Origin of the sequence: Pseudomonas sp. NPDC089401, assembly GCF_044749485.1 — a bacterium.
GTDB lineage: Bacteria > Pseudomonadota > Gammaproteobacteria > Pseudomonadales > Pseudomonadaceae > Aquipseudomonas.
Genome location: NZ_JBIVIA010000014.1, coordinates 57,438 through 73,008 on the forward strand (window position 1 = coordinate 57,438; position 15,571 = coordinate 73,008).

The 15,571-nt window shown below is 67.8% G+C and carries 10 protein-coding genes; 2 read left to right on the plus strand and 8 right to left on the minus strand.

Going from position 1 to position 15,571, the window contains the following annotated elements; translation table 11 throughout:
* Positions 1-22 precede the first annotated feature (22 nt).
* Together ACIP21_RS25125 and ACIP21_RS25130 are read right to left on the minus strand one after the other, a co-directional pair.
* Positions 23-742, minus strand: a complete 720-nt coding sequence (locus tag ACIP21_RS25125) for a gluconate 2-dehydrogenase subunit 3 family protein (protein ID WP_400693524.1) — start codon at positions 740-742, stop codon at positions 23-25.
* 387 nt (positions 743-1,129) lie between these two features.
* A complete protein-coding gene (locus tag ACIP21_RS25130) occupies positions 1,130-3,307 on the minus strand; it encodes a TonB-dependent receptor (protein WP_400693527.1) in 2,178 nt (725 codons plus the stop codon).
* 191 nt (positions 3,308-3,498) lie between these two features.
* Between ACIP21_RS25130 and ACIP21_RS25135 the strand changes: the two genes are divergently transcribed.
* Positions 3,499-6,429 carry an aminotransferase gene (locus ACIP21_RS25135; RefSeq protein WP_400693529.1) on the plus strand — a complete coding sequence of 977 codons (2,931 nt, stop codon included), beginning with the start codon at positions 3,499-3,501 and terminating at the stop codon, positions 6,427-6,429.
* 62 nt (positions 6,430-6,491) lie between these two features.
* Positions 6,492-7,397 carry a LysR family transcriptional regulator gene (locus tag ACIP21_RS25140; protein ID WP_400693532.1) on the plus strand — a complete coding sequence of 302 codons (906 nt, stop codon included), beginning with the start codon at positions 6,492-6,494 and terminating at the stop codon, positions 7,395-7,397.
* A 132-nt stretch (positions 7,398-7,529) separates the two neighbouring features.
* On the opposite strand, the gene ACIP21_RS25145 is transcribed toward ACIP21_RS25140, so the two are convergent.
* From ACIP21_RS25145 to kdpF, 6 genes are all read right to left on the minus strand, one after another.
* Positions 7,530-8,225: a response regulator gene (locus ACIP21_RS25145; protein WP_400693535.1), complete on the minus strand. Its 696-nt coding sequence runs from the start codon at positions 8,223-8,225 to the stop codon at positions 7,530-7,532.
* Positions 8,222-10,876, minus strand: coding sequence for a DUF4118 domain-containing protein (locus tag ACIP21_RS25150; RefSeq protein ID WP_400693538.1), 2,655 nt, complete (start codon positions 10,874-10,876; stop codon positions 8,222-8,224). Before ACIP21_RS25150 ends, ACIP21_RS25145 begins: the two co-directional genes overlap by 4 nt.
* A gap of 168 nt (positions 10,877-11,044) precedes the next feature.
* On the minus strand, positions 11,045-11,596 hold the full coding sequence (kdpC, locus tag ACIP21_RS25155; protein ID WP_400693541.1) for a potassium-transporting ATPase subunit KdpC: 552 nt from the start codon (positions 11,594-11,596) through the stop codon (positions 11,045-11,047).
* A gap of 10 nt (positions 11,597-11,606) precedes the next feature.
* Positions 11,607-13,661 carry a potassium-transporting ATPase subunit KdpB gene (kdpB, locus tag ACIP21_RS25160; protein ID WP_400693544.1) on the minus strand — a complete coding sequence of 685 codons (2,055 nt, stop codon included), beginning with the start codon at positions 13,659-13,661 and terminating at the stop codon, positions 11,607-11,609.
* 10 nt (positions 13,662-13,671) lie between these two features.
* Positions 13,672-15,366, minus strand: a complete 1,695-nt coding sequence (gene kdpA / locus ACIP21_RS25165; protein WP_400693546.1) for a potassium-transporting ATPase subunit KdpA — start codon at positions 15,364-15,366, stop codon at positions 13,672-13,674.
* Between the two features lie 9 nt (positions 15,367-15,375).
* Complete coding sequence (kdpF, locus tag ACIP21_RS25170) at positions 15,376-15,465, minus strand: K(+)-transporting ATPase subunit F (protein WP_033696222.1); 90 nt, start codon at positions 15,463-15,465, stop codon at positions 15,376-15,378.
* Positions 15,466-15,571 lie beyond the last annotated feature (106 nt).

Here is a 15,571-nt window from a genome sequence, read left to right on the forward strand (position 1 = left end):
GCTGTAACTCGAAGCGAAGGGATCAACCGCGTTGGCCGGTCAGGCTGACCGGGCCGAGGGGGTACGGGACGTTGTGCTGGGCGACCCATTCCAGGTAGCTGGCCCGGGCACCGGGGAAGCCGATGGCAATCCACGCCTTCATGCCCTTGTTGCCGCCGTAGATCGGGTCGGCGAGCCAGCCCTGACGGCTGTGGTTGAGCAGTTCGCCGAAGAACAGCTTGGCCTTGACGATGTCTTCGCCATGGGCGGCGAAGTCGACCTGGCCGGTTTGCAGCTTCTTCAGCACGTCATCGCGCTTGCCCAGTTCCAGCAGGGCGAAGTGCTGGCCGTGGGTGGCCTGGCACCAGCTCTCCAGCGCGGCGATGCCTTTGCGGTAGATCTGCTGCGGGGTGTACGGCAGCTGGTAGCCCAGGGTGGCCGGGGCATTCAGGTCGAACGGCCCTTCCAGGTAGATCTCGCTGCCCAGGTCACCGGCCAGCTGCTGGTCGATGAAGATCGGCACGTTGGTTTCCAGCGCACCGGGGCCACGGCCGTCGGCGGGGATCAGGCGATCGCAGGCGGCGAGAATGAAGGTCCATTCGGCCGGGGTGAAGAAGCACGGGGTGTAGCTGTCGAGGCTCGGCGCCGCCATTTCCGCCGCCATCGCGGCACTGAGGCCGTTGACGGTGATGCCCATCGCGGGCAAGGCGATCAGCGACGAAAGCAGGAACTTCCTTCGCGAGGTTTGTTTGGCTAACAACATGCAGGTCTACCTATGACTAATCACTCAGACCCGTGAAATGTTGGCGACGGCGGGCTTTGGGCCTGCTCTTGTGTGACGGCGGTGGATGCGCTGCTAGCACCCGGCAGTCATATGGATGACAGTCATCGTATCTCACGGGGGCGCGAATGGTAGCAGCCTATCGAATAGGTAACAAATTATTTATGCAGGCTTTGTCAACCGCACGAATGTCGCAGGCCGAGGCGACTGGAGTGGAGGCTCAACACAGCATTTGGGATGCGTGCGCGATCCCTGTGGGAGCGGGTTCACCCGCGAAACAGGCGACGCGGCGCATGGCACCGGCTTTGCCGGTGTTCGCGGGTAAACCCGCTCCCACAGGGTGCTGTGTTGAGGCTGGGAGGTAGGTACTCAGAAATCGATCGTGCCGGAGAACTTCACCAGGCGTGGGTCGCCCTGGGTCAGGTAACCGCCGTTGGCAGACGCCCAGTAGTTCTTGTCGGTCAGGTTCTCCACATTGACCCGCAAGGTCAGGTCCTTCTCCGCCACTTTCAGCTTGTAGCGGGCACCGGCATCGAAGCGGTTCCAGGTCGGCAGGCTGACGTTGTTCGCCGCATCGAGATACTGGCCGCCGGTGCGCAGCATGCGCGCATTCAGCGCCAGGCCAGGCACACCCGGTACATCCCAGTCGACACTGGCGTTGAGCTGGAAGGTCGGCACACCGATGGCGTGGTTGCCATCGTTGCTGCCATTGGCGGTTTTCTTCTGTTCCGAGGTCATGCGGGTGCCGCCAGCCATCAGGCGCAGGCCCTCGACGGGTTCGCCGAAGACGCTCAGTTCCAGGCCTTTGTTGACCTGCTCGCCATCACGGTAGAAGTGGTTGCCCAAGGTGTAGCCATCCGATGGCTTCTCGATGCGGAACACCGCCAGGTTGGCACCGTAGGTCTGCCTGTCGAGCTTGATACCGGCCTCGAGCTGCTTGGTGCGCCCTGGCGGGAACAGGGTGCCGGCGTTATCGGTACCGGCCGCGGCGGTCGGCCCCTGGGCCAGGCCTTCGATGCGGTTGGCGTACAGCGAGACGCTGTCGGTAGCCTTAAACACGACGCCGTACACCGGGGTGGTGATCGACTTGTCGTACGGGTCGCCGTTGCGGCTGCCATCCTTGCTCGGCAGCTTGGAGGTGCCATCGTAGAAGTAGTTCTCCACGCGCAGTTGCTGGCGGCGCAGGCCGTAGGTCAGCAACAGGCGGTCGTCGAACAGGCCAAGCGTGTCGGAAATGGCGATGCTGCGGGCGCGGGTCTTGCCGGTCACGCCCGGGTCACCCATGTCGCCGCCCCAGCTGGTGACATTGGAGGGCTTGGCCTGCTGCACGGTGTTGTAGAGGTTGGTGGTGATCGGCGAATAGAACGTGTAGGCGTTTTCAGCCTGGGTCCACATCGTGTTGGCGCCCAGGGCGACCTGGTGGCTGACCGGGCCGGTCTGGAATCGCCCGTTCAGGCCGGCGCTGAAGCTGGTGTTGTCTTCGCCATGGACGATGTCGGATGGCGTGATGGTGGCCGCGCCACTGTTGCCGCTCAGCACCGGCGTACCGTAAGTGCCCTGCTCGCGGGTGTGCCGCGCGCCACCGGCCAGGTAGGCCGTCCAGCTGTCGCTCAGGTCCCATTCGCCGCGGATCATGCCGAAGGTGTCTTCCGACTCGCTGTAGCTCCAGCTCTGGCCATAGTTGTGGCTGGCGTCCGGCGCGGTTGGCACCTGGGTCGTGGTGGTGCCCAGGCGCACCGAGTTGCGCAGGTGGTTGATGCGCTGCTTCTGGTAGCCGATATCGGTCGACACGCGGAAGTTGTCGCCGCGGTAGTCGAGGCCTGCGGTGAACAGCTTGGAGCGTTGATCCTGATCGTCGATGGCGGTTTCGCCTTCGCGCTGGCTGAGGTTCAGGCGCGCGCCGAAGCGGTTGTCCTCGCCGAAGCGCTGGCCGATGTCCAGGTGCTCGCCGATACGCCCGTCGGAGCTGATGTCCTGGGTGTAGCGGCGGGTCGGCACATCACCGGCGCGCTTGGGCTGCAGGTTGACGTTGCCGCCCAGGCCGGTGCCGGTCGGGCTCACGCCGTTGAGGAAGGCGTTGGGGCCCTTGAACACTTCGACCCGCTCGACGCCGTCGGTGGACATGATCTGCCGCGGCAGGATGCCGTATAGGCCGTTGAAGGAAATGTCGTCCCCCGCCAGCGGCAGGCCACGGATGACGAAGACCTTGGACTGGTTGCCAAAGCCGAACGACTCGCGCACCGACGGGTCGTTGGCCAGTACGTCGCCGATGTCCTCGGCCTGCTGGTCCTCGATCAGCTTGGACGTGTAGCTGGTCATGGTGAACGGCACGTCCATGTTGTCCTGGTTGCCCAGCACGCCCATCTGGCCACCACGGGCCACCTGGCCGCCAGCGAACGCTTCGGGCAGCGCACCCGGGCGCGCCTTCAGCGCGTCGGCGTTGACATCGGTCGCCTCCAGTTGGATCGGCTCGGCGGCGTGCGCCATCAGCGTTACGGAGCAGCAGATCGCCAGTAATGCGGGGCGTGAAGGAAAACGGGACGGCATTGAGTAAGTCCTGACAGGGCTGAAAGTTTGGAAAACAACGTAAATGGTAATGCTTCCTAACTCCAAACATCAATCGCGTCTTGCGGCAAAGTGCCAGCCTTTGTCAGAAAATCTGATCATGATCGTCTTTCATCATCAGCCAGAACACGCATACAGTCGCTCCAGTCATTCAAGCGCCAATGGTAGAGCCCATGCCCAGCCAACCCCCAAAGCCCGTCTCCGCTGCCCTTGATACGCTGATCCAGCGCTCCGGCCTGCCCCGTCCTGCGCTCGATGAAGCCCAGGCACATGCACTGCTGCAGGCTCACTATGGGCTCGATGGCGAGCTGACCGCGCTGGGCAGCCAGCAAGATCTCAACTACCGGGTAGACGCAGCGCATACGCGCCATGTGCTCAAGGCCTGCCACGGCAGCTACGCCGAAGTCGAACTGCAGGCGCAGCACGCCGCCCTCGCCTACCTGCGCGATCAAGGCCTGCCGGTGCCCGCCGTGCAACCGGCGAACAACGGCGACAGCTTGCTGGCCCTGGACATCGACGGCCAGCCGTTGCGCGTTCGCCTGCTCGACTACATCGACGGCCAGCCGCTGACCCGCCTCGCGCACCTGCCGCCGCGCCTGATGGCCGAGCTGGGCAGGCTCTGCGCACGGCTCGACAAGGCCCTGGCCGGCTTCGACCACCCGGGCCTTGCGCGCACCCTGCAATGGGACCCGCAACACGCCCAGGCGCTGATCGAGCACCTGCTGCCGGTGCTCCAGGACGCCAACCAGCGCGCTCGCCTCGAACAGGCCACGCGCCTGGCCAACGAGCGCCTGGCGCCGCTGGCCGAGCAACTGCCGAGCCAGGCCGTGCACCTGGACATCACCGACGACAACACCGTGTGGGCCCGCGACGACCAGCGCCAGTGGCAACTGCAGGGCGTGATCGACTTCGGCGACCTGTCGCGCACCTGGCGCATCGCCGACCTGTCGGTGACCTGCGCGGCGCTGCTGCACCACGCCGAAGGCGACCCGCTGCGCATCCTGCCGGCAGTCAGTGCCTACCAGGCGCTCAACCCACTGACCGAAGCCGAGCTGCGCGCGCTCTGGCCGCTGGTGCTCAACCGCGCGGCGGTGCTGGTGCTGAGCAGCGCCCAGCAGCTGGCCGTGGACCCGCACAACCAGTACACCCGTGACAACGTCGCCCATGAATGGGAAATCTTCGACACCGCCAGCGCCGTGCCTTTCGCCCTGATGCAAGCCGCCATCCTGCAGGCCGCGGGCCTTCAGGCCGACGCGCCGGACTTTGGCAACTGCGCGCCGCTGCTGGCGGAGTGGGATGGGCAGCCGGTCACCCGCGTCGACCTGGGCGTGCTCAGCGAGCATTGCGAAGCCGGCAACTGGGAACAGCCAGGCTTCGACCAGCACCTGCTGTCCTCGCAGCCGGCGCCAGCCTGCAGCCTGCATGGGCAGTATCGCCTGTCGCAAACCCACATCGACCGCCCCGAAGAGCCGGCCACCTGCGCCCTGGGCGTGGAGCTGCATGTGGCCAACGGCAGCCGGGTGCAGGCACCGCAAGCCGGCACCTGGCAACGCCTGGGAGATGGCCGCGGTTGCCTGCGCACGCAAGGCTGGGCGCTGTGGTTGCAGGGCCTGGAAGACACCCCGGCAGATGGCCAGGCCGTCGGCAAAGGCCAACCGCTGGGCAGCAGTTGCGGCTTCCTCAGTGTGCAGTTGTGCCTGGACACCGGCCTCCAGCCGCCGTTCTTCGCCACGCCGTCCCAGGCCGCCGCCTGGCTGGCCCTGTGCCCGTCGCCCGCCGCGCTGCTGGGCTTCGACTGCGATGCCGAGCCGCTGCCCGACCCGCAGGCCCTGCTGGCCCGCCGCGACGCCAGCTTTGCCCGCTCGCAGAAGCACTACTACGCGCAACCACCGCAGATCGAGCGTGGCTGGCGCAACTACCTGATCGACCTGCAGGGCCGCTCGTACCTGGACATGCTCAACAACGTCGCCGTGCTTGGCCACGGCCACCCGCGCATGGTCGCCGAGTCGGCGCGCCAATGGTCGCTGCTCAACACCAACTCGCGCTTCCATTACGCCGCCGTCACCGAGTTCTCCGAGCGCTTGCTGGCCCTCGCCCCCGCGGGCTTCGACCGGGTATTCATGGTCAACAGCGGCACCGAAGCCAACGACCTGGCGATCCGCCTGGCCTGGGCCTACAGCGGTGGGCGCGACCTGCTCAGCGTGCTGGAGGCCTACCACGGCTGGTCGGTGGCCACCGACGCCATCTCCACGTCCATCGCCGACAACCCGCAAGCCCTGGAAACCCGCCCGGACTGGGTGCACCCGGTAGAGGCGCCGAACACCTTCCGTGGCCGCTTCCGCGGTGCCGACAGCGCCGCCGACTACCTGCGCGACGTCGATGCCAAGCTGGCCGACCTCGACGCCCGTGGCCGCCAGCTGGCCGGTTTCCTCTGCGAGCCGGTGTACGGCAATGCCGGCGGCATCGCGCTGCCGGCCGGCTACCTGCGCGAGGCCTACGCCAAGGTCCGCGCCCGTGGCGGGGTGTGCATCGCCGACGAGGTGCAGGTCGGTTACGGGCGCCTGGGCGAGTACTTCTGGGGCTTCGAGGAACAGGGCGTGGTGCCGGACATCATCACCATGGCCAAGGGCATGGGCAACGGCCAGCCGCTGGGCGTGGTGATCACCCGCCGCGAGATCGCCGAGGCGCTGGAAGCCGAGGGCTACTTCTTCTCCTCCGCCGGCGGCAGCCCGGTCAGTTGCCGCATCGGCATGGCGGTGCTGGATGTGATGGACAAGGAAGGCCTGTGGGACAACGCCCGCGACACCGGGCGCTATTTCAAGGCGCGCCTGCAAGCCCTGGTCGACAAGCATCCGCTGGCCGGCGCGGCCCACGGTTCGGGCTTCTACCTGGGCCTGGAGCTGGTGCGCGACCGCCAGACCCTGGAGCCGGCCAGCGAGGAAACCCTGATCCTGTGCGACCGCCTGCGCGAGCTGGGTATCTTCATGCAACCTACCGGCGACGACTTGAACATCCTCAAGATCAAGCCGCCGATGTGCACCACCCGGGCCAGCGTCGACTACTTCGTCGACAGTATCGACCGGGTGCTGGGCGAAGGGTTGTAGGGGGCTGTGAAGCGCGCCGGCAAGTGTTCATACTTTCCGGCCTCGTCATCAGGTTAACGGACATGGCCTTCTCCAGCGACTCCCTGGCAATCTTCCTCGCGGTGCTGGAGGCCGGCTCGTTCTCCGCCGCCGCACGCAAGCTGGGGCGCGTGCCGTCGGCGGTGAGCATGGCCATCGGCCAACTGGAAGCGGAGCTGGACCTGGTGCTGTTCGACCGGGCCACGCGCAAGGCCTTGCCGACCAGCGCCGCCCTGGCCCTGGAGCCCCAGGCACGCCAGGTGATCTGCCAGCTCAACCTGCTCGATGCCCAGGCCCTGCAGCTGCACCAGGGCCTGGAGAAGCGCCTGACCATCGCCATGGCCCCCGAGCTGCAGACCGGGCGCTGGAGCCAGCCACTGGAAGTCCTCGCACAGGAATTCCCGAGCCTGGAGATCGAAGTGCGTTCCGCCACCCAGACCGAGGCCGTGCGCCTGCTGCACGACGGCAGCGTGCAGCTGGCGCTGGTGTTCGAACGGCCTGGGATCGATGAGCGCGAGTCGTTTCTCGAAGCCGGCAGCCAGTTGCTGGTGGCGGTCGCCTCGCCGCGCCATCCGGCGGGTAGCCACAGCGGCACGCCGCTGCCGGAAGAGGCTTTTGCCGAACAGCGGCAGATCATCGTGGCCTCGGGCAAGGCCACCGGCTCGGACCCGCGCATGGTGCTGTCGCGACGGATCTGGCTGACCGACAGCTACCTGGCGACCCTGGATCTGGTGCAGTCCGGGCTGGGCTGGGCCTATTTGCCGCAGCCGCTGGTGGAGCCGCTGATTGCTTCGGGGGCGCTGGCCGAGGTGCGCTTCGACAACATGGCCAGCCGGTTGCGCTTGTGGGTGGACATCATCTGGCTGAAGCCACGGCCGTTGGGTCTGGGCGCCAGGCGCTACCTGGAGGTCATGCGCCAGCTGTTCGAAAAAGAGCCCCCGAGGGCCTGAGCACACCTTCAAATGCCCTTTCGCTCCTCCCCTGTGGGAGCGGGTTTACCCGCGAAGAATCCAACACGGTCGCTGGCACCGGCTTCGCCGGTGTTCGCGGGTGAACCCGCTCCTACACGGGTTCTGCGTCATTCATGAAACCGGGACCACCAGGCGGTAGCCGACCCCCGCCTCGGTGATGATGAACCGTGGCGCCGTGGGGTCATCGCCGAGCTTCTGGCGCAGATGCCCGACCACGATGCGCAGGTAATGGGTGTCGTCCACATGGGTCGGCCCCCAGATATCCTTGAGCAGCTGCTGCTGGGTGATCACCCGCCCTGGGTGCCCGGCCAACTGCGCCAGCAGCGCGTACTCCTTGCGCGTCAACGCGACCTCGACGCCTTCCAGCGTCACCTTGCGAAACGCAAAGTCCACCAGCAGCGGGCCGAAACTCGCGGTCACCTCGCCGCCGCCGGCCTGGGGCACCTGGCGCAACAAGGCCCGCACCCGCGCCAGGAACTCCTGGATGCCGAACGGCTTGGTCACGTAGTCATTGGCGCCGCCATCCAGCGCATCGACCTTCTGCACCTCGCTGGCCCGCACCGACAGCACCAGCACCGGCACCGCGCTCCACTCGCGCAGTTCGCGCAAGACCTGCTGGCCGTCCATGTCCGGCAGGCCGAGGTCGAGCACCACCAGGTCGGGCTTGGCCAGCGCCGCCTGGGCCAGGCCTTCGCCACCGGTGGCCGCCTCGATCACCTTGTAGCCCTGGGAGCTCAGGCTGATGCGCAGGAACTTGCGGATCTGCGGTTCGTCATCGATGACCAACAGGGTGGCGGACTGGCTCATGGGGCTTCGCTTTCGGCTTCGGGTTGCTGGGGCAGCGGCAAGCATAGAGTGATGCAGGTGCCCTGGCCATCGATGCCTTCGCCGACCCGGATCTGCCCACCGTGGGCGCCGATCATGCCCTGGCAGATCGCCAGGCCCAGCCCGGTGCCCTGGCCGCCGCGATCACCGCGGGCGGCGGTGTAGAACATGTCGAAGATCTTTTCCCGTTCCGCCACCGGAATGCCGGGGCCCTGGTCGCTGACGGCGAAGTGCAACTGGGCGTCGTGCACCGATACCTGCAAGGCCAGGCGGCCCTGGGCCGGCGAGAAGCGCGCGGCGTTCTCCAGCACATTGACCAGCGCCTGCTCGATCAACGCGGCATGCACGAACAGCAGTGGCAGCTCGGCGGGCACCTCGGTGTGCACGCGCAGCGGCGCCAGCACCACGCGCAGGCGGTTGAGGGCGCTGCCGACGATGTCGGCGGGGGCGACCCAGTCGCGGGCGAGCTTGAGGCTGCCATGGCCGAGGCGGGTCATGTCGAGCAGGTTCTGGATGTAGCGATCGAGGCGCTCGGCTTCGTTGCGCGTGCCTTCGAGCAGCTCCCGGCGGTCGTCCGCCGGGATCGCCGCGCCCAGCGCCAACAGGCTGTCGATGCTGCCGCGCATGGCGGTCAGCGGGGTACGCAGGTCGTGGGACACCGAGGCCAGCAAGGCGCTGCGCAACTGCTCGGTTTCGCCGTGCAGGCGGGCGGCCTCGAGCTGTTCGGCCAGGCGTGCGCGGGCCAGGGCCTGGGCCAGGGGTTGGCCGAGCGCCATCAGCAGGCGGCGGCGCTGGCCGCTCAGCGGCTCGCCCGAGCGTGGGCGCACACCGAGCAGCGCCAGGGGCTGATCCTCGACGGCCAGGGGCCACCACCACCAGCGGCCATTGGGCAAAGTATCGCTGCCATGGCCGGCGGCCTGGCCATGCTGCCAGGCCCACTCGGCGGCGGCGCGCTCGTTGTCGCTGAGGCCCTGGGCTTCGCCGCTGGCCAGTTGCAGCAGGCCTTCGCCGTTGCGCTCCAGCAGGCACACCTGCACCTCCTGCCAGCCATTGAGGTGGCGGCCGGCGGCGTTGAACACGGCCTGGCGATCGGTGGCCACGGTCAGCCGGCGGGACAGGTCGAGCAGCTGGCTGGTCTGCGCCTGGGTTTCACGCAGGGCCTGCAGCTGGCTGCGCTGGCGTGCGGCGAGGTTGCCGGTGAGCGCCGCCATGAGCAGGAAGAACACCAGGGTCAGCACGTCTTCCTCGCGCTGGATGCTGAACGAGAAGTTCGGCGGGATGAACAGGAAGTCGTAGGCCAGGAACGACAGCGCCGCGCACGCCAGCGCCGGGCCCAGGCTGCTGCGCACCGCCACCAGCAGCACGGCGGCGAGAAACACCAGCGAGATGTTCGGCAGCGCCAGCACGCTCGACACGCCCCAGGCCAGGCCTGCCGCCAGCCCGGTGGCCAGCAGCGCCAGCAGGTAGTGGCGCCACACCCACACCCGGTTCACCGCCGCGCGCGCCGGGCGTGCCTGGCTGTCGCGGTCGAGCACGTTGATCTCCAGGCCATGGCTTTCGCGCAGCAGCCGGGTGGCGACGCCGGCACCGAACAGGCGCCGGCGCAGGCGGTCGCGGGACTGGCCGACCAGCACCAGGCTGGCGCGGCGCTCGCTGGCGTGCTGGATGAGGGTACGCGCCACCTCGCCGGCGCGCAGCAGCACCACCTCGCCGCCCAGGCGCTCGGCCAGTTGCTGGGCGGCCTGCAGGCGCTGGCGCGCGGCTTCGTCGCGCAGCCGGCCATTGTCGACGTGCACCAGGCTCCATGGCAGGTGGCGGCGCAGGGCGACGCGGCTGGCGTGGCGCACCAGTCGCTCGGCCTGTTCGTCGCCATCCACGCCCACCAGCAGGCGCCCGCGCAGGGCCGGCGCCGCTTCACCGCGCAGGCGGTAGCCGTGGGCCAGGTCGGCGTCGACCTGGGCGGCGGCGGTCTGCATGGCCAGTTCGCGCAGGGCGGTGAGGTTGGTGGGCGAGAAGAACGCATCGATGGCGGCCCGGGCCTGCTCGGGCACGTACACCTTGCCTTCGCGCAGGCGTTCGAGCAGCTCGCGCGGCGGCAGGTCGATCAGCACCAGCTCGAAGGCTTCCTGCAGTACCCAGTCCGGCAGGGTTTCGCGCACCTGCACGCCGGTGATGCCACGGACCTTGTCGTTGAGGCTTTCCAGGTGCTGGACGTTGACCGTGGTGTACACGTCGATGCCGGCGGCGAGCAGTTCCTGCACGTCCTGCCAGCGCTTGGCGTGGCGGCTGCCGGGGGCGTTGGTGTGGGCCAGCTCGTCCACCAGGGCCAGGGCCGGGGCGGCGCCGAGCAGGCCGTCGAGGTCCATTTCCTCGAGGGTGACGCCACGATGTTCGCTGCGCAGCAAGGGTTGCTGCAGCAAGCCGCCGAGCAGTGCTTCGGTTTCGCTGCGGCCGTGGGTCTCGACCACCGCGGCCAGCACCTGCACGCCCTGGCGTTGCTGGGCATGGGCGGCCTGGAGCATGGCGAAGGTCTTGCCAACGCCAGGGGCGGCGCCGAGAAAGACCTTCAGCCGGCCACGGCCGGCGCGCGGCAGCGTGGCCAGCAGCGCGTCTGCGCGGGTGGAGTCACTCATGTTTCATCCTTCTGGGGGCAACTCATGCCTTGTAGGAGCGGCCTTGTGTCGCGAAAGGGCCGCAAAGCGGCCCCGGCGAGTTCTGCTGCGAAGCTGAAATTCAGGGGGCGCTTCGCACCCCTTTCGCGACACAAGGCCGCTCCTACCGGGATCGAGGGTAGCTCTGGATCAGCGGCTCAACTGTTCCAGCGCCTGGTTCAGGGCCAGCACATTGACCACTGGTGGCCCGATCAATGGGTGGAGGGTGGCCTCTTCCTGCAAGGCTTGCAAGCGCGCCTCCGGTACCTGCCGCGCCGCCGCGACCCGTGGGATCTGGTAAGCCACGGCCTCGGGTGGCAAGTGCGGGTCCAAGCCGCTGCCCGAAGTGGTCAGCAGGGCCTGGGGCACCGGGCCCAATCGTGCCTGGTACTGCGCCGCCGCATCGCCCTTGACCCGCTCGGCCAGCGCCGGGTTGCTCGGGGCCAGGTTGCTCGCGCTGCTGGCCACGGTGGCAAAGGCCCCCGCCGAGGGCCGCGAATGGAACCAGCCATCACCCTGGAAATCCTGGGCGATCAGCGCAGAGCCGCGCACCTGCCCGTGGGCGTCGCGGACCAGGCTGCCGTTGGCCTGCTCGGGGAAGGCCAGCTGGGCGACCCCGGTCACCGCCAGCGGGTACAGCGCGCCGGTGACCACGGTCATCAGCAGGATCAGGCTCAACGCCGGGCGTAGGTATGTGTTCATGATGGCCTCCTCAGACCAGGTGCAAGGCATTGAGCAGCATGTCGATCAGCTTGATCCCGGCAAACGGCACGACGATGCCGCCCAGCCCATAGATCAGCAGGTTGCGCCGCAGCAGCTGCGCCGCGCTCGCCGCCTGCACGCGCACGCCGCGCAGGGCCAGCGGGATCAGCACGATGATGATCAGCGCGTTGAACACGATGGCCGAAAGGATCGCGCTCTGCGGGCTGGCCAGGTGCATCAGGTTGAGCACCCCCAACTGCGGGTAGATGGCAGCGAACAGCGCCGGCAGGATGGCGAAGTACTTGGCCACGTCGTTGGCGATCGAGAAGGTGGTCAGCGCGCCACGGGTCACCAGCAGTTCCTTGCCCACCTGCACCACGTCCAGCAGCTTGGTCGGATCGCTGTCCAGGTCGACCATGTTGGCCGCCTCGCGCGCGGCCTGGGTGCCGTCGTTCATGGCCATGCCGACATCGGCCTGGGCCAGCGCCGGGGCGTCGTTGGCGCCATCGCCGCACATGGCCACCAGGCGGCCGTCGTTCTGCTCCTGGCGGATGCGCGCCAGTTTCTTCTCCGGGGTGGCTTCGGCGAGCACATCGTCCACCCCGGCTTCGGCGGCAATGGCGGCAGCGGTCAGCGGGTTGTCGCCGGTCACCATCACCGTGCGGATGCCCAGCTTGCGCAATTCGGCGAAACGCTCGCGGATACCGGGCTTGACCACGTCCTTGAGGTGGATGACGCCGAGCAGGCGCTTGTCCAGGCACACCAGCAACGGGGTGCCGCCGCTCTGGGCGATGCGCTCCACCTCGCGGGCCAGCGCGGCAGGCATGTCCAGGCGCTGCATGCCGACGAAGGCCAGCACCGCATCGACGGCGCCTTTGCGGTAGCGGTGCTGCTGGAAGTCGATGCCCGACAGGCGCGTTTCGGCACTGAAGGCGACAGCGGTGTATTGGCCGGCAGACGGCTCGATGAAGTCGTGCAGCTGGCGCAGGTACTCGACGATCGACTTGCCCTCGGCGGTGTCGTCGGCCAGCGAGGCGAGCAAGGCGCCCTCCCCCAACTCCTTGGCGGTTACGCCCTGGGCGGCATGCAGCGCGCTGCAGCGGCGGTTGCCGAAGGTAATGGTGCCGGTCTTGTCGAGCATCAGCGTATGCACGTCGCCGGCCGCTTCCACTGCACGGCCGGAGCGGGCGATCACGTTCAGCCGCACCAGGCGGTCCATGCCGGCGATGCCGATGGCCGAGAGCAGCCCCCCTATGGTGGTGGGGATCAGCGTCACCAGCAGCGCGGCGAGGAAGATCAGCGGCAGGCTGCCACCGGCGAAATGGGCGAACGGCTGCAGGGTCACCACCACGATCAGGAAGATCAGGGTCAGGCCGATCAGCAGGATGTCCAGGGCGATCTCGTTGGGGGTCTTCTGCCGCCTGGCGCCTTCGACCAGGGCGATCATGCGGTCCAGGGTCGACTCGCCGGGGTTGCTGGTGATGCGGATCAGCAGCCAGTCCGAGACCAGCCGGGTATTGCCGGTGACCGCCGAACGGTCGCCGCCGGATTCGCGAATCACCGGCGCGGACTCGCCGGTGATGGCCGCCTCGTTGACCGCGGCGATGCCTTCGAGCACCTCGCCGTCGCCGGGGATCATCTCGCCGGCCACCACACGCACCACGTCGTCCTTGCGCAGGGCTGCGGCGGCGACGCTCTCGAAACTGCCGTCACGTTTGCGGCGTTGTGCGGTCAGCCCCTGGCTGCCGGCCTTGAGGCTGTCGGCGCGGGCCTTGCCGCGGCCCTCGGCAAGGGCTTCGGCGAAGTTGGCGAACAGCACGGTAAACCACAGCCACAGGGCGATCTGCGCGGCGACGCCGGGGCTGACGCCATTGCCCGGGGCGAAGCACAGCGCGGTGGTGAGCACGGCGGTCAGGGCGACCACCAGCATCACCGGCGCGCGCTTGAGCTGGCGAGGGTCGAGCTTGACGAAGGCCTGCACCAGTGCCGGGCGCCACAGGGCAGCGAAGCGGGTCTGGTCCTTGGCGCTGTGCGTGGCTTTCACTTCAGGAATGGGCATGTTCATGGATGATTCCTCAGAAACCCAGGCTCAGGTGTTCGGCGACCGGCCCGAGGGCCAGGGTCGGCAGGAAGGTCAGGCCACCGACCAGCAGGATGGTCACCAGCAACAGGCTGGTGAACAGCGGGCCGTGGGTGGGGAAGCTGTTCAGGCCCTGGGGCGCGCTTTGCTTGGCCGCCAGGCTGCCGGCCAGGGCGAGGATCGGCAGGATGTAGCCGAAGCGCCCGATCAGCATGGCCAGGCCGATCATCAGGTTATGGAACACCGTGTTGGCGCCGAACCCGGCGAACGCCGAGCCGTTGTTGCCGGTGGCCGAGGTGTAGGCGTACAGCAACTGGCTGAAGCCATGGGCGCCGGGGTTGCTGACCGCACCGGCGGGCCCGGGCAGGCAGGCGGCGATGGCACCTAGCAGCAGCACGCCGACCGGCATCACCAGCAGCGTCGCCACCAACAGCTGCACTTCCCGCGCCTGCAGCTTCTTGCCCAGGTACTCCGGGGTGCGGCCAATCATCAGGCCGGCCAGGAACACGGCGATCAGCACGAACAGCAACATCCCGTAAAGCCCGGCACCGACACCACCGAAAATCACCTCGCCGACCATCATGTTGACCATCGCGACCATGCCGGTCAGCGGGTTGAGGCTGTCGTGCATGGCGTTGACCGAGCCGTTGGAAGCCGCGGTGGTGGTCACCGTCCACAGCACCGAACCGGTGGTGCCGAAGCGGCTTTCCTTGCCTTCCAGCGGCGCGCCTTGCTGCACCTGGGCGCTTTCCAGTGCCGGGTTCGGCTGGTACTCGGCCCACAGCGCGGTGGCAGCGCCGATCAAAAACAGGCTGAGCATGCAGGCAATGATCGCGCGGCTCTGGCGCAGGTCCTTGACGTAGTGGCCGAAGGTGAACACCAGCGCCACCGGGATCAGGATGATCGAGGCCACCTCGAACAGGTTGCTCCAGGCCGTGGGGTTCTCGAACGGGTGCGCCGAGTTGACGCCGAAGAAGCCGCCGCCATTGGTGCCCAGCTGCTTGATGGCGATCTGGCTGGCGGCCGGACCCAGCGGGATGGTCTGGTCGGCGCCTTGCAGGGTCACGGCGTGGGCGTAGTCGGCGAAGGTCTGCGGCACGCCCTGCCACACCAGCAGCAGCGCCAGCAGCAGGCACAGCGGTAGCAGGCCGTAGAGGGTGGCGCGGGTCATGTCGACCCAGAAGTTGCCCAGGCTGGCGCTGGAACGGCGGGCGATGCCGCGGCACAGGGCGACCAGCACGGCCAGGCCGGTGGCGGCGCTGACGAAGTTCTGCACGGTCAGGCCGAGCATCTGGCTCAGGTAGCTGAGCGAAGCTTCGCCGCTATAAGCCTGCCAGTTGGTGTTGGTGACGAAGCTCACCGCCGTGTTGAAGGCCAGCGACCATTCCTGGCCGGGCAGGTGCTGCGGGTTGAGCGGCAGATAGCCTTGCAGCAGGAGCACGGCGAACAACAGCACAAAGCCCGCCAGGTTGAAGGCCAGCAGGGCCAGGGCATACTGCTGCCAGTTCTGCCCCTGGTCGGCACGCACCCCGGCCAGGCGGTAGCAGCCCCGCTCCACGGGGCCGAGCACAGGGCTCAGCCAGGTGCGCTGGCCTTCCATGACCTTGTAATAGAAGCGTCCGAGCCAAGGTGCCGGCAGCAGCACCAGGGCGAAGAAGGCCAGCAACAATGCGTAATCGTAACTGTGCATGGCCGCTCCCTAGCTGCGATCGGCGCGCAGCAGCGCCACCAGCAGGTAAACCGCCAAGGCCACTGCCAGCAGCAGTGACAGACCGTCGAGCATGTACATGAGTGAAACTCCCCTGTGTGCGGTTTTTTACCGCTTTGGGGAATTGTCCGGGGGTGGGGCGTAAAGGGGCGAGATCGGGGGATGGGGGTGGGAATAAAGAATGCGT

Coding starts and splice junctions, on each gene's coding strand:
- ACIP21_RS25125 (WP_400693524.1), bottom strand. CDS start 742: ATGTTGTTAGCCAAACAAACCTCGCGAAGGAAGTTCCTGCTTTCGTCG.
- ACIP21_RS25130 (WP_400693527.1), bottom strand. CDS start 3,307: ATGCCGTCCCGTTTTCCTTCACGCCCCGCATTACTGGCGATCTGCTGC.
- ACIP21_RS25135 (WP_400693529.1), top strand. CDS start 3,499: ATGCCCAGCCAACCCCCAAAGCCCGTCTCCGCTGCCCTTGATACGCTG.
- ACIP21_RS25140 (WP_400693532.1), top strand. CDS start 6,492: ATGGCCTTCTCCAGCGACTCCCTGGCAATCTTCCTCGCGGTGCTGGAG.
- ACIP21_RS25145 (WP_400693535.1), bottom strand. CDS start 8,225: ATGAGCCAGTCCGCCACCCTGTTGGTCATCGATGACGAACCGCAGATC.
- ACIP21_RS25150 (WP_400693538.1), bottom strand. CDS start 10,876: ATGAGTGACTCCACCCGCGCAGACGCGCTGCTGGCCACGCTGCCGCGC.
- kdpC (WP_400693541.1), bottom strand. CDS start 11,596: ATGAACACATACCTACGCCCGGCGTTGAGCCTGATCCTGCTGATGACC.
- kdpB (WP_400693544.1), bottom strand. CDS start 13,661: ATGAACATGCCCATTCCTGAAGTGAAAGCCACGCACAGCGCCAAGGAC.
- kdpA (WP_400693546.1), bottom strand. CDS start 15,366: ATGCACAGTTACGATTACGCATTGTTGCTGGCCTTCTTCGCCCTGGTG.
- kdpF (WP_033696222.1), bottom strand. CDS start 15,465: ATGTACATGCTCGACGGTCTGTCACTGCTGCTGGCAGTGGCCTTGGCG.